We start from the raw sequence: 12854 nt of genomic DNA, 5'->3' as shown, positions 1-12854 counted from the left end.
ATGCCACACTTCGCCAAGCCGGCGGCCGGGAGCTGGACCGAGAACTACCCCGAGCTGGGCACGAGCCCGGTGAACTACGAAGACTCCATCGACCCCGCGTACTACGAGGCGGAGAAGGAAGCGATCTTCAAGAAGACCTGGCTGAACGTCGGCCGCGTCGAGCAAGTGCCCAAGGTCGGCAGCTACTTCACGAAGGAGCTGGCCGTCGCCGACACCTCACTGGTGATCGTGCGGGGCAAGGACAAGGAGATCCGCGCCTTCCACAACGTCTGCCGCCACCGCGGCAACAAGCTCGTGTGGAACGACTACCCGGGCGAGGAGGTCAAGGGCACCTGCCGCCAGTTCACCTGCAAGTACCATGCCTGGCGCTACAGCCTCGACGGCGATCTGACCTTCGTCCAGCAGGAGAAGGAGTTCTTCGACCTCGACAAGGCGGACTACGGCCTCAAGCTGGTCCGCTGCGAGGTCTGGGAAGGCTTCATCTTCGTCAACCTCGACCCCGACGCCCAGCCGCTCAAGGAGTATCTGGGCGAGTTCGCCAAGGGACTTGAGGGCTACCCCTTCCACGAGATGACCGAGGTCTTCACCTACAAGGCGGAGATCGGCAGCAACTGGAAGCTGTTCATCGACGCGTTCGCGGAGTTCTACCACGCCCCCGTCCTGCACATGAAGCAGGCCGTCAAGGACGAGGCCGACAAGCTCTTCAACGTCGGGTACGAAGCGCTGCACTACGAGATCCACCCCCCGCACTCGATGATCTCCTCCTGGGGAGGCATGTCCCCGCCCAAGGACCTGACCATCGTCAAGCCCATCGAACGCGTCCTGCGCAGCGGCCTGTTCGGGCCGTGGGAAGCGCCCGACATCGAGGGCCTCGACCCTCTGCCCCCCGGCCTCAATCCTGGTGGGCACCGCGCGTGGGGCAACGACTCCTTCGAGTTCTTCCCGAACATGACCCTGCTGATCTGGAAGCCCGGCTGGTACCTGACATACCACTACTGGCCGACGGCGGTGGACAAGCACCTCTTCGAGGCCAACCTGTACTTCGTGCCCGCGAAGACGGCGCGCGAGCGGCTGAAGCAGGAACTGGCGGCGGTGACATTCAAGGAGTACGCGCTCCAGGACGGCAACACGCTGGAGGCCACCCAGACGATGCTCAAGAGCCGGGTCGTCACCGAATTCCCGCTCTGCGACCAGGAGTTGCTGCTCCGCCATCTGCACAAGACGGTCGCCGACTACGTCAAGGAGCACACCGATGCTGCCCAGTGAGTTCGCGGCACTCGAACCGTTCAGCGAGTGGGTCCTGGAGTCCGAGCGCGACCGGTACAGCAAGCGCCTGGCCAGCTCCATGGAGGAGATGCAGGCCTTCTACGACGCCGCGTTCCCGCTCCTGGAACAGGCCTCCGACCACCTCGACAAGTTCCCGCTCTCCGAACTCCCGGAGCAGGAGCGCAACTTGCTGCTCCTGCTGTTCTCCCTGGTGAACGTGTCGTTCCCGGTCGAGGTCTGGAAGCAGGCCCGGGTGCCGGACAGCGGGGCCGCCTACATGGACCTCGTCGTCGAGCCGAAAGTCTGACCGGTCGTGCTCACGCTCAAAGCGGCGCGTGTACTGCACGTGGAGACGGGCGAGTTCGAGGCACCGGGCCTGGTGACGGTCGACGGCGACCGCATCACGCGGGGCGGCGACGACAACGGCGAGAACGAGGTTCTCGATCTCGGTGACGTGACCCTCCTGCCCGGTCTCATGGACATGGAGGTCAACCTTCTGATGGGCGGCCGGGGAGAGACGCTCGCGTTCTCCCCCGTCCAGGACGATCCCCCGCTACGGATGCTCCGCGCGGTGGGCAATGCCCGGCGGACCCTGCGCGCGGGCTTCACCACGGTCCGCAATCTCGGGCTGTTCGTGAAGACGGGCGGCTACCTGCTGGACGTCGCGCTGGCGAAGGCCATCGACGCCGGCTGGATCGACGGCCCGCGCATCGTCCCGGCCGGACACGCCATCACACCGACCGGCGGCCATCTGGACCCGACGATGTTCGCCGCGTACGCCCCCGGAATCATGCCTCTCTCCCTGGAAGAGGGCATTGCCAACGGTGTCGACGAGGTGCGCAAGGCCGTCCGCTACCAGATCAAGCACGGGGCCCGGCTCATCAAGGTCTGCGCGTCCGGGGGCGTGATGTCGCACACCGGCCTCCCCGGTGCGCAGCACTACTCCGACGAGGAACTGCGCGCCATCGTCGACGAGGCCCACCGGCGCGGACTGAAGGTGGCGGCCCACACTCATGGGGCCGACGCCGTCCGGGCGGCGGTGGAGGCGGGCATCGACTGCATCGAGCACGGCTTCCTGCTCGACGACGACACCATCGCGCTGATGGCGGAGAGGGGCACTTTCCTGGTGCCGACCACCGCTCTCATCGATGGGATGGACATGTCCCGCTCCGCACCCGAACTGGTGGAGAAGGCCGCCGAGATCTTCCCCCGAGCCAAGACCGTGGTGTCCAGGGCCGGAAAGGCGGGTGTCCGGATGGCGCTGGGCACGGACGCGCCGGCGATTCCGCACGGACGCGGCGCCCAGGAGCTGATCGCCCTGGTCGACCGCGGGATGACTCCCCTGGAAGCGCTCCAGGCGGCGACCGTCAACGCGGCGGAACTGATCGACGCCGACGACCGGGGCCGTATCGCGGAAGGTCTGCTGGCCGACCTGATCGCGGTGCCGGGCAATCCGCTGGAGGACGTCTCCGTGATGGCGGACGTCCGGTTCGTGATGAAGGGCGGGAAGGTGTTCCGCGACGAGCGCCGCTGACACCAACACCCGGGCGGGCCGGACGACTTGATCAGATCGGCGGCCCGTCGAGCGGCCGTAGCATCCGCAGGACCATCTCCACCGTGCGCTCGACGGGGCGCTCGCGGGCCGTGACCGTGGACAGGAGGGTGCGGGTCAGCACGGCACCGAGGAGCATGTCGAAGACGTCGTCCGGGTCCACGGCGGGGTCGACGGTCCCGGTCGGCGCGGCGCGCAGGATGTCCTGGAACTGCGGTCGCGCCGACACGCGCAGCAGCATCTCCGGCGGTCGGGGGCGGTTCGACGTCCGGGAGTGCGCGAAGAGTCCGGCCGCCGCGGCTCGGGCGGCGGGGGCGCCGAAGGCCGCCAAGTAGGCGCGGACGAACCGGCGTAGGTCACGGTGGAGGTCGCCCGTCGGCCGGACGCTCAGCGGGCTGAGTCCGGGGAACGTGGCCTCCTCGATCAGTTCGATGCGCGAGGGCCAGCGGCGGTAGATGGCGGAGGCGTGCACGCCCGAGCGCTCGGCCACCGCCTGGATCGTCGTCGCGTCGAAGCCGCGCTGGACCAGCAGTTCGCGCGTTGCCGCGAGCGCCCGTTCGTTGATGCTCGTGTCACGTGGACGGCCCGGGGCGCGGCGCGGTTCTGCCATACCGGTGATTGTAGTGACCGGGCCATGTCCCGCCAATTATAGGAGACGGTCTTCTGTAATTCCCGCTGTGTGGCTACAGTCCGAAGGGGACGGACCTCGAAGATCGGAGGAGAGTCTGATGCGTGCTGCTGTGCTTCGTGGCGGGACGGTCGAGGCGCGGGTCGTCGACGATCCGGTCCCCGGACCGGGCCAACTCCTCGTCCGCTCGCTGGCGTGCGGGATCTGCGCATCGGATCTGCACTTCATGGATCATCCGGAGGCGGGCGCCGACGACGACAGCGGGATGTCGACGTACGACCAGGACGTCGACATCGTGATGGGTCACGAGTACTGCGCCGAGGTCGTTGACTACGGCCCCGGCACCGAACGGCGGATCCCGGTCGGGACGCGGGTGAGTTCGCTGCCTGTGCTGAACACGCCCGCCGGCCGCCTGATCATCGGCCAGAACCCCGAATCACCCGGCGGATTCGGCGAGTTGTTCTTGTTGACCGAGGCCGTCACCCGGGTCGTGGTGTCGGATCTGCCGAGCGAGATCGTGTGTGTCGCCGACGCGATCTCGGTGGGCTGGTCGACCGCGTCCCGCGCCCAACTGGCCGCGCGGGAGGTGCCGTTGGTCATCGGCTGCGGTGCCATCGCCCTGTCGGCGATCGGTCGGCTCAAGAGCCTCGGCGTCGGCCCGATCGTGGCGGCCGACCTGGTCGCGTCGCGTCGTGCGACCGCGCTGGCGATGGGTGCCGATGTCGTCGTCGACCCGGGCGAGGTCTCCCCGTACGAGGCATGGCGCAACGCCGCCGGTCCGCAGGCGAGTTGTGTCGTGTTCGAGTGCGTCGGCGTCCCGGGAGTCCTCGACTCGATCATCAAGGGGTGTGAGCGCGGCACCCGGATCTTCTCCGTCGGCGGTCCGCCCGAGGGCGACCGTCTGCACACCCTGACCGCGAAGCGGAAGGGGCTCAACATCCAGTTCGGGGGTGGTCCGTCGATGAACCACTGGGACGAGGCGTTCCAGGCGGTCTGCTCCGGTCGCCTCGATGTCGGTCCGATGCTCGGCCACACCGTCGGGCTCGACGGAGTCCCGGCGGCGCTCGACGCGGCGCGGGACGCCGACGGTCCGGCCCGCATCATCGTCGTACCAGGGAGTTGAACCCACTCATGAGCGACACCGACGAACTTGCCCAACTGCGTGCCACCGTCGAGGCGTTGGCGGCGAAAGTGCGCGCCTTGGAGGACCAGGTCGAGATCACCCAGCTCGTCGCCCAGTACGGGCCGGCGGTCGACAGCGGTTCGGGAGAGGCCGCCGCGGCGCTCTGGACCGAGGACGGTGTCTTCGACGCGATCCCCCATCTGCGGATGGAAGGCCGGGAGGGCATCGTCGGCATGGTGCACGGCCCGGGCCACCAGAGCGTGATCCGCAACGGGTGCGGTCATGTACTGACCGCGCCGCACGTCGTCGTGGACGGCGACCACGCGACCGGCCGCAGCCATGCGCTGCATCTGCGGTGGGACGCCGACGCCGGACGGTTCTGGGTGTTCCAGGTCTCCGCGAACACCTGGCGTTGGGTGCGCACTTCGGAGGGGTGGCGGATCACCGAGCGGATCAACGCCAACCTCGACGGCACCGAGGGGCCACGCGCGATGCTGGCGCCGTCCTCCGACTCGCTCCATCTGGAGGAGAGTTGAGGATCGGGTTCATCGGGTCGGGCCGTATGGGGCAGCCGATCGTCGACCGTCTGATGGCCGCCGGTCATGACGTCACGGTCCACGTACGCCGTCCGGAGACGCAGGCCGGCGCCCGGGCGGCCGGGGCGAGTTGGGCCGAGACGATCGAGGCGACCGTGCGTGACGCCGACGTGGTGTTCGTCGTCGTCCTGACGGACGAGCAGGTGCGGTCGGTGTGCCTCGGCCCGGGCGGCGCCATCTCGGCCATGAGGGCAGGGTCGACGCTCGTCCAGCACACCACCTCCGATCCCGCCACCGCGCGAATGCTCGCCGAGGCGGGCGCGGAGCGCGGTGTCGGAGTCCTGGACGCCGCGCTCTCGGGCGGCCCGCACGATATCGCCGCGGGCCGCCTCACGCTGTGGGTCGGCGGCGAAGAGACCCAACTGGAGGAGATGCGCCCGCTGTTGGAGACGTACGCCTCGCCGGTTATGTTCGTGGGACCAGTCGGCAACGGTCAGCGGGTCAAGCTCGTCAACAACGCCCTGTTCGTGGCCCAGGTCGGGCTCGCGGTCGACGCTGTCCGGGTGGCGGGTTCGCTGGGGATCGACGAGAAGGCGATTCTCGCGGCCCTGCAGCACGGCAGTGGTGCCAGTCGGGCGCTCGGTGTCGTCGCCGGTGGGGGCTCGGTCGACGCGGTCGCGGAGCGGCTGGCGGAGCTGATGAGCAAGGACGTCCGCGTGGTGCGCGAGGTGGCTCGCCGCACCGGTGCCGACCTTGGGATCATCGGGACGGTGCTGTCGTCGGACGCTGTCGAGAAGAAGGTTCTCCGGTCGTCCTAGATGAGCCTATCGAGGAGTAACGAAGTGACTGAATCCCTCACCACCAAGTATGGGCCGTGGGGTGTTGTCGCCGGCGGTTCGGACGGGGTGGGTGCCGCGTTCGCCCACCGGATGGCCGCCCAGGGAATGAACGTCGTGCTGGTGGCCCGGCGGCTGCCCGTACTGGAGGAGTCCGCCGACGAGATCCGCGCCCGGTACGGCGTCGAGGTCCGCGCTGTCGCGCTCGACCTCAGCTTCCCCACTGCCCTCTCGGAGTTGGAGCAGGCGACCGCCGGTCTGGAGGTCGGTCTGTTCGTGTACAACGCGGGCAGCGACGACCGCAGTGTTCCGTTCCTGGACAAGGACCTCGACACCCATCTGGGGCTGGTGCGGCGCAACTGCACGGCCGTACTGGAAGCGGCCTACCGTTTCGGCGCCCCGATGGTGGCGCGCAAGCGGGGCGCCGTGGTCCTGGTGACCTCGGGCGCGGCCTGGGCGGGTGGCGCCACGCTCGCCGCCTACGGTGCCACGAAGGCATTCGACCTCATCCTCGCGGAGAGTCTGTGGGCGGAGTGGCAGGACAGCGGGGTGGATGTCCTGGGGCTGGTGCTCGGCAGGACCGACACCCCGTCCCTGCGGCGGACCGAAGGCGTCCAAGGGGGCTCGTACGGCGGCGACTTGGCCGATCCGGACGACGTGGCCGCCGAGGCGCTCGCCCACCTATCCGACGGCCCGACGTGGATCTGCGGCAGCCCCACCCCGACCGGCGGTTCACCGTTCGGGGCACTGAGCCGCCGTGACGCGGTCCTCGCGATGAGCCGGGGCGCGACCGCACATCGCGAGTGATGCGCGGTCGGGCCACCGCCTACTGCTCCTTGAGGCGTTCCTTCATGCCGTCGAGCTTCGTGAGAATGGGATATCCGGAGACGCTCAGCGCGTTTCCGTGTCCCGTCTCATGGATGTCGAACACGGACTGGATGGCCGCGTAGAACCCCTGGACGTCGAGGCTCTGATTGACGGCGCGCTTGGCCTGGCGGAGTCCGAAGGACGGCATGCGGGCGATCTTCCGGGCCAACTCCATTGCCTCGGTGTCCAGTTGGTCGAGGGGGACGACCTTGTTCACCATGCCGACCTTCTCCGCCTCCTCGGCGGTGACGGCCCGTCCGGTGAAGAGGATCTCCTTCGCCTTGCGCGGGCCCAGCTCCCAGGTGTGGCCGTGGTATTCGACTCCCCCGATGCCCATGTGCACGACGGGGTCGGAGAATTCGGCGTTCTCGGCGGCCACGATCAGATCGCAGGGCCAGCAGAGCATCAGTCCGCCCGCGATGCACTTGCCCTGGACTGCCGCGATCGACGGCTTGGGTACGTTGCGCCAGCGCAGCGTGTATTCCAGGTAGCGGCGGGACTCGGCGCCGTAGATCCACTCCAGGGTGATCTCGTTCGGGGCCGGCCAGCGGTCCTTGAGGTCGTGGCCGGAGGAGAAGTGTTTGCCGTTGCCCCGCAGGAGGATCACCTTGACCTCCTCGTCGGCGGCGGCCCGGCGCCAGGCGGCGTCCAACGCGTCTAGGAGAACCGAGTTCTGGGCGTTGGCGACCTCGGGCCGGTTCAGGGTGATGACAGCGACCTTGCTGTCGACCTCGTAGAGGACCTCGTCCTTGTCCGCTGTGTCTGTCATGGGTCCCGTCTTCCGTCGGCTCTATCGGGGCAGGCCGAGGATGCGCTCGGCGATGATGTTGCGCTGGATCTCGGAGGTGCCGCCGGCGATCGTCCCGCCGAAGCTGCGCGCGTACCGCTCGAACCAACTGGCGGTGAACGCCGGCAGGTTCATGTGGTTGTACGGCCCGGTCTGCACCGGGTGCAGCAGTGACTCGGTCCCATGGTGTTCGAGGGCGTGCAGTTCGGCGCTCTGCGCGGCCTCGGAGCCGAGCAGCTTGAGCACCGAGATCTCCACCGGGTTCCGGTCGGGGCCCAGCAGTCGGTAGCCGAGCAACCGCAGTGCCTGGAGGTCCATTTGGAGCGTCGCGTACCACTCCTCGGCGCAGGGCGAGTCCTGGATCAGGCCGTCCATCCGCTCGGCGTAGTGCACCCAGAGCAGGGTCCGTTCGTGCCCGAGCGAACCGTTGGCCACCCGCCAGCCCTCGTTGAGGGGGCCGACGAGGTTCTCCTTGGGGACGCGGACGTCGGTGAAGAACACCTCGTTGAAGTCGAGGTCGTCGGGTGCGGCGAAGGAACCGAACGGCCGCCGGACCAGGCCTTCGGAGTCGGTGGGGATGAGCAGGACACTGATCCCCTTGTGCTTGGGCGCGTCGGGGTCGGTGCGGACGAACGTGAGCAGGACGTCGGCGTCGTGCGCGCCCGAGGTCCACACCTTCTGCCCGTTGACGACGAAATGGTCGCGGTCGAGGGTCGCGCGGGTGCGCAGCCCGGCCAGGTCGGAGCCGGCTCCGGGCTCGCTCATGCCGAGCGACGCGGTGATCTCGGCCCGTAGTAGCGGTATGGCCCAGTCGCGTTTCTGTTCCTCCGTGCCGAAGGTGAGCAGCGAGGCCGCGATGATGTTGAGGCCCTGCGGGTTGAAGCTGTGGTAGATCCGCCGCCTGGACAACTCCTCCAGGTGGGCCACGACTTGAGGCAGGGTCGCGTTGCGCCCGCCGTACTCGGGCGGCTGGGAGGGCAGCAGCCAGCCCTCGTCGAAGAGGGTGCGCTGCCAGCGCCGGGCCCAATCCGGTATGTCCGCGCTGGACTTGGAGCGGACGGCGGCCTCTTCGGGGGTGGGCAGGTGGGTGTCGAGGAAGGCGCTGAAATCGGCGCGGAACTTCTCGACCTCGGGGTCGGGGGCCAGCCTCATACCAGCAGCGCCTTCCTGTGCTCGGACGCCGTGCCGAGGAGCAGGTCCCCGGCCTTGGCCCGCTTGAGATGGATCTGCAGTTCGTTCTCCCACGTGTAGCCCATGGCCCCGAAGAGCTGGAACCCGTTGCGGAAACAAACCCGTTGGCAGTCTCCGGCGGCGGCCTTGGCCATCGCGGCGGCCCGGCCGCGCCGCGGGTCGTCCTCGGCGATGGTGAGCGCGGAGAAGTAGGCCAGCACCTTGGCGCGTTCGATGGCGACGTACATGTCGGCGGCCTTGTGCTTGACGGCCTGGAACGAGCCGATGGGCACGCCGAACTGGTGTCGTTCCTTCACATGGGCGACGACCAGGTCGAGGATGCGCCGGCAACTGCCCACTGTGCTGACCGCCAGGCCCATCAGGGCCAGGTCCGGCACGCCGGCGACCAGGTCCGGGGCGTCCACCCGGGCGATGTGCAGAGTCGGGTCGAACACGGAGAGCCGCTCGGCCGCCAGGTCCTTTCCGTCCCGTACGACCACGCCCTCGGAGGTGAGAAGGGCGATCTCGTCCGCGCGGTCGGCGTCGAGGACGAAGCGGCCCGCCCCGTCGAAGACACCAGCGCCCGAGCCGCGCGGCAGCCGTCCGGCCAGCGGCGCGAACCAGGTGGCGGTGGCGAGGAAGGGCGTCGGGTCGGCGGCGTAGCCCAACTCCTCCAGGATGATGGCAAGTTCCACCGGTGGGGCCTCCAGCCAACCCAACTCCAGGTAAGTGTCCCAGAGTTGGTCCTCGGGCAACGACCGTGACCTGGTGACCGTTTCGCGGACCACTCGCTGGAGCAGCCGCTGCTCGTCGTCGAACTCAAACTCCATGCGCGACCTCCAGAAGGACCTTGCCGATGGCGCGGCGCCCCAGGCTGAGGGCTGCGGCGACTTCGGCGAGCGGATACACGGCGTGGACGCGGGGCCGGATCCTTCCAGCGGCGAACAGTCCGTGGAGTTCGGTGCGGGCGGCGACCAGGTCGTCCCGCTGGTGCCGCGCCCAGCCGCCGAGGTCGAAGCCGTGGACGCTGATGCCCTTGAGCATCGGAAGGTTGAGCGGGATACGCGGGATCTCCCCGCTCGCGAACCCCACGCTCACGAACCGTCCGCCCCAGCGCATCGCCCGCAACGCATCCTCCGCGTGGGGTCCGCCGACCGGGTCGATCACGACATCGGCGCCGCCCGCGTCCCGCAGACTCCGCTTCAGATCGTCGTACGGCAAAGTGACCCGCGCGCCCTGTTCGGCGCACACCGCCCGCTTCTCCTCCGTGGAGGCGACGGCGACGACCTCCGCGCCGAGCAGCACGGCGAGTTCGACGGTCGCGAGGCCGACCCCGCCGGCCGCGCCGAGGACGGCCACCCGCTCGCCGTGCTGCACGTCGGCGACCAGGCGGAGCGCGTCGAAGGCGGTGGCGTGGCTGACCCCGAAGGCCGCCGCACGCTCGGTGGGGATTCCCTCCGGGATGCGACTCAGGCCGGCGGGGCGGGCGGTGACGCGTTCGGCGAAGGCGCCGACGAACATCGAGCCGAAGACCCGCTCGCCCTTCTCGAATCCGTGCGCGGAGGCGGCGACCACGCCCGCGAACTCGCTGCCCGGCGTGAAGGGCGGCTCGGCCTTCACCTGGTAGGCGCCGTCAATCACGAGGACGTCGGCGAAGTTGACGGCGGCGTAGTGCACGTCGACCGCTATGCCGCCGTCTCCTTCGGTGAACTCCGGTCCGGGGAAGGGTGGTTCGGGGATGTCCTCGACGACCACCGGGCCGCCGACGGCGTTGCAGCGGGCGGCTCTCATAGCCGGGTCGTGGCGGCGAGCTCGGCCGCCTGGGCGGCCATCTGCAGGACGACGTCGCCGTAGTGGGCCATCTTGGGGTTGCCGCCGTCGCCCCTCACATGCCGGGCGTAGCCGCCCTCCAGGACGACGGCCATCTTGAACCGGGCGAGGATCACGTAGTAGTCGATCTCGCCGACGTCCCGCCCGCTGACCTTGGCGTAGTGCTCCAGCAGGTCGGCGCGGTCGGGCATGCCGGTGTAGTCGACGTATCCCTTCTGGGTGCGGTCCTCGTCGGCGTCCGGCCAGCCCATGATCACCCAGCCGAGGTCGAGCAACGGGTCGCCCACGGTGGCCATTTCGAAGTCGACCAGGGCCGCGAGTTCGGCGGGCGCGCCGTGCCGGAACATGACGTTGGCGAACTGGTAGTCGCCGTGGATGATGCCCGGTGTCCAGTGGGCGGGACGGTGTTCCCGAAGCCAGGCGGCGGCCTTCTCCAGGCCGGGTATCTCGCGGAACTTGAACTTGGCGAGGTGGGCGAGCCAGCGGTCGACCTGCCGGTCGTGGAAACCGTCCGGGCGGCCGAAGCCCTCAAGCCCCTGGGCCCGCCAGTCCACGTTGCCCAACTTGGCGATGCCTTCGACGAGTTGGTACGCGAGGCCGGGCCGCAGGGTGGGGTCGCTGAGGAACGGCTCGGGCCAGCCGCCGGAGTTCATGGGCGACCAGCCGTCGACGTGCGCCATGAGGTAGAAACAGGAGCCGAGCACGCTCGTGTCGTCGCACACGGCGATCGCCTCGGGGTGCGGGACGTCGGTGCCGTTGAGGGCGTTGAGAACGCGGTATTCGCGCAGCATGGTCTCGTTGCGCCCCGGCGGAACCTTCTCCGGCGGCTTGCGCAGCACCATGCTCACTTCGCCGCGCCGGATACCGTAGATGTCGTTGGAGGTGCCTCCGGAGATGTACGACGTCTCGACGGGTTCGCCGGGGGCGATGCCCTGGTCGTCCAGCCAGCGAGCGAGGGATTCCGTGTTGGCGAGCGTCACAGCAGGTCCTCCAACTGCTTCCGGGCCCATTCGCGGCGGGTGGGCAGGTGCTGGGTGGGCCACAGGCCGGGGGCGGCCTCGTAGCCGCGCAGGACGTCACGGGCGACGGTGATCTTGTGGACCTCGGTGGGTCCGTCGACGACGGCCATGACGGCTGCGCCGTTCCACATGTCGGAGAACGGCATTTCGTTCGAGACACCGAGAGCGCCGTGCAGGTGCATCGAGCGGTACACGATGTCGTGCAGCACCTTCGGGGTGAGGAACTTGATGGCGGCGATGTCCTTACGGACGCGCTTGTAGTCCTGGTAGCGGTCGATCTGCCAGGCGGTGTAGAGCACGAACAGCCGGAACTGGGCGAGTTGGGCGTAGGAGTCGGCGAGGTCGGCGCGGACGAGTTGCTTGTCCGCGAGCCGCTCGCCCTGGGTCTCGCGGGACAGGGCCCGCTCGGCCATCATGTCCAGCGCCTTCTGGCTCTGGCCGACGACCCGCATCGCGTGGTGGACTCGGCCGCCGCCCAGCCGGGTCTGGGCTATCGCGAAGGCCTGGCCCTCGCCGCCGAGCAGTGCGTCGGCGGGGACGCGGACGCCGTCGTAGGCGATGAGCGCGTGCATGCCCTCGTCGGTGGCCTCGCCCATGATGCCGAGGTGGCGCTCGATGCGGACGCCTGGGGTGTCGCTGGGCACGAGGAACATCGACATGCCCTTGTAGGGGCTGACGTCGGGGTTCGTCACGGCCATCACGATGACGAACCTCGACGTGCGGGCGTTGGAGGAGAAGAACTTGCGGCCGGTGATGACCCAGTCGTCGCCGTCGCGTTCGGCGCGGGTGGTGAACATCGTGGGGTCTGCGCCGGCCTGGGGTTCGGTCATGGAGAAGCAGGAGAAGCACTCGCCCTCCAGCAGCGGCTGGAGGTAGCGCTCCTTCTGCTCGTCGGTGCCGTAGCGGGCGATGATCTCGGCGTTGCCGGTGTCGGGAGCGGCCGTGCCGAAGATGACGGGGGCCCAACTGGACTGACCCAGGATCTCGTTGATCAGTGCCAGCTTGACCTGGCCGAAGCCGCGTCCGCCGAGTTCGGGGCCGAGGTGCGGTGCCCACAGGCCCTCGTCGCGGACCTGTTGCTTCAACGTCCGTACGACGGGGCCGAGTTCATCGTCGAGCGGGTGGTAGGCCCGGTCCGGATACAGGAGGTCCAGGGGTTCGACGCGCTCGGCGCGGAACCGCCTGATCCACTCCAGCTTCTCCTCGAACTCCGGCTCGGTGGAAAAGTCCCATGCCATGT

The 12854-nt window shown here is 68.9% G+C and carries 14 protein-coding genes; 7 read left to right on the top strand and 7 right to left on the bottom strand.

Annotation, left to right across the window (positions count from 1 at the left end; genetic code table 11):
• Genes OC490_RS35795 through OC490_RS35785 form a run of 3 tightly spaced genes read left to right on the top strand, consistent with a single transcriptional unit; the run spans position 1 to position 2800 of the window.
• Entirely contained in the window at positions 1-1266 is a 1266-nt protein-coding gene (locus OC490_RS35795; protein ID WP_262062208.1) for an aromatic ring-hydroxylating oxygenase subunit alpha, read from the top strand.
• Positions 1253-1573 carry a hypothetical protein gene (locus tag OC490_RS35790; RefSeq protein WP_262062207.1) on the top strand — a complete coding sequence of 107 codons (321 nt, stop codon included), beginning with the start codon at positions 1253-1255 and terminating at the stop codon, positions 1571-1573. Before OC490_RS35795 ends, OC490_RS35790 begins: the two co-directional genes overlap by 14 nt.
• Positions 1574-1579: 6 nt before the next feature.
• A complete protein-coding gene (locus OC490_RS35785; protein ID WP_262062206.1) occupies positions 1580-2800 on the top strand; it encodes a metal-dependent hydrolase family protein in 1221 nt (406 codons plus the stop codon).
• Positions 2801-2831: 31 nt separating this feature from the next.
• Here OC490_RS35785 and OC490_RS35780 read toward each other — a convergent pair whose 3' ends face one another.
• Positions 2832-3428, bottom strand: a complete 597-nt coding sequence (locus tag OC490_RS35780; RefSeq protein WP_262062205.1) for a TetR/AcrR family transcriptional regulator — start codon at positions 3426-3428, stop codon at positions 2832-2834.
• A gap of 118 nt (positions 3429-3546) precedes the next feature.
• Here OC490_RS35780 and OC490_RS35775 point away from each other — a divergent pair, with 118 nt between their 5' ends.
• The 4 genes from OC490_RS35775 to OC490_RS35760 are packed head-to-tail and all read left to right on the top strand — an operon-like array spanning position 3547 to position 6748.
• Positions 3547-4569 (top strand): zinc-binding dehydrogenase, encoded by a 1023-nt coding sequence (locus OC490_RS35775; RefSeq protein WP_262062204.1) that lies wholly within the window; start codon positions 3547-3549, stop codon positions 4567-4569.
• An 8-nt stretch (positions 4570-4577) separates the two neighbouring features.
• Positions 4578-5105 carry a nuclear transport factor 2 family protein gene (locus tag OC490_RS35770; RefSeq protein ID WP_262062203.1) on the top strand — a complete coding sequence of 176 codons (528 nt, stop codon included), beginning with the start codon at positions 4578-4580 and terminating at the stop codon, positions 5103-5105.
• Positions 5102-5923 (top strand): NAD(P)-dependent oxidoreductase, encoded by an 822-nt coding sequence (locus OC490_RS35765; protein WP_262062202.1) that lies wholly within the window; start codon positions 5102-5104, stop codon positions 5921-5923. Before OC490_RS35770 ends, OC490_RS35765 begins: the two co-directional genes overlap by 4 nt.
• A 24-nt stretch (positions 5924-5947) precedes the next feature.
• Positions 5948-6748 (top strand): SDR family NAD(P)-dependent oxidoreductase, encoded by an 801-nt coding sequence (locus tag OC490_RS35760; protein WP_262062201.1) that lies wholly within the window; start codon positions 5948-5950, stop codon positions 6746-6748.
• A 19-nt stretch (positions 6749-6767) separates the two neighbouring features.
• Here the strand turns inward: OC490_RS35760 and OC490_RS35755 are convergent, their stop codons facing one another.
• Genes OC490_RS35755 through OC490_RS35730 form a run of 6 tightly spaced genes read right to left on the bottom strand, consistent with a single transcriptional unit; the run spans position 6768 to position 12852 of the window.
• Positions 6768-7577 carry an enoyl-CoA hydratase gene (locus tag OC490_RS35755; RefSeq protein WP_262062200.1) on the bottom strand — a complete coding sequence of 270 codons (810 nt, stop codon included), beginning with the start codon at positions 7575-7577 and terminating at the stop codon, positions 6768-6770.
• Between the two features lie 21 nt (positions 7578-7598).
• On the bottom strand, positions 7599-8747 hold the full coding sequence (locus tag OC490_RS35750) for an acyl-CoA dehydrogenase family protein (RefSeq protein WP_262062199.1): 1149 nt from the start codon (positions 8745-8747) through the stop codon (positions 7599-7601).
• Positions 8744-9595 (bottom strand): acyl-CoA dehydrogenase, encoded by an 852-nt coding sequence (locus tag OC490_RS35745; RefSeq protein ID WP_262062198.1) that lies wholly within the window; start codon positions 9593-9595, stop codon positions 8744-8746. The genes OC490_RS35750 and OC490_RS35745 overlap by 4 nt, the downstream gene beginning before the upstream one ends.
• Positions 9585-10556 carry an NADPH:quinone oxidoreductase family protein gene (locus tag OC490_RS35740; protein ID WP_262062197.1) on the bottom strand — a complete coding sequence of 324 codons (972 nt, stop codon included), beginning with the start codon at positions 10554-10556 and terminating at the stop codon, positions 9585-9587. Before OC490_RS35740 ends, OC490_RS35745 begins: the two co-directional genes overlap by 11 nt.
• On the bottom strand, positions 10553-11575 hold the full coding sequence (locus OC490_RS35735) for a phosphotransferase family protein (protein ID WP_262062196.1): 1023 nt from the start codon (positions 11573-11575) through the stop codon (positions 10553-10555). The genes OC490_RS35740 and OC490_RS35735 overlap by 4 nt, the downstream gene beginning before the upstream one ends.
• On the bottom strand, positions 11572-12852 hold the full coding sequence (locus OC490_RS35730) for an acyl-CoA dehydrogenase family protein (protein ID WP_262062195.1): 1281 nt from the start codon (positions 12850-12852) through the stop codon (positions 11572-11574). Before OC490_RS35730 ends, OC490_RS35735 begins: the two co-directional genes overlap by 4 nt.
• Positions 12853-12854: the final 2 nt, after the last annotated feature.

The organism is Streptomyces sp. STR69, from assembly GCF_024519455.1.
Classification (GTDB): Bacteria; Actinomycetota; Actinomycetes; order Streptomycetales; family Streptomycetaceae; genus Streptomyces.
The sequence above is the reverse complement of the archived record's forward strand: the minus strand, read 5'-3'. Positions and strand labels throughout refer to the sequence as shown.

Bases quoted from the DNA above. Each gene is read 5' to 3' on its own strand.
- OC490_RS35770 (WP_262062203.1), top strand. From the start codon at position 4,578: ATGAGCGACACCGACGAACTTGCCCAACTGCGTGCCACCGTCGAGGCG.
- OC490_RS35775 (WP_262062204.1), top strand. From the start codon at position 3,547: ATGCGTGCTGCTGTGCTTCGTGGCGGGACGGTCGAGGCGCGGGTCGTC.
- OC490_RS35795 (WP_262062208.1), top strand. From the start codon at position 1: ATGCCACACTTCGCCAAGCCGGCGGCCGGGAGCTGGACCGAGAACTAC.
- OC490_RS35790 (WP_262062207.1), top strand. From the start codon at position 1,253: ATGCTGCCCAGTGAGTTCGCGGCACTCGAACCGTTCAGCGAGTGGGTC.
- OC490_RS35755 (WP_262062200.1), bottom strand. From the start codon at position 7,577: ATGACAGACACAGCGGACAAGGACGAGGTCCTCTACGAGGTCGACAGC.
- OC490_RS35745 (WP_262062198.1), bottom strand. From the start codon at position 9,595: ATGGAGTTTGAGTTCGACGACGAGCAGCGGCTGCTCCAGCGAGTGGTC.
- OC490_RS35780 (WP_262062205.1), bottom strand. From the start codon at position 3,428: ATGGCAGAACCGCGCCGCGCCCCGGGCCGTCCACGTGACACGAGCATC.
- OC490_RS35740 (WP_262062197.1), bottom strand. From the start codon at position 10,556: ATGAGAGCCGCCCGCTGCAACGCCGTCGGCGGCCCGGTGGTCGTCGAG.
- OC490_RS35730 (WP_262062195.1), bottom strand. From the start codon at position 12,852: ATGGCATGGGACTTTTCCACCGAGCCGGAGTTCGAGGAGAAGCTGGAG.
- OC490_RS35750 (WP_262062199.1), bottom strand. From the start codon at position 8,747: ATGAGGCTGGCCCCCGACCCCGAGGTCGAGAAGTTCCGCGCCGATTTC.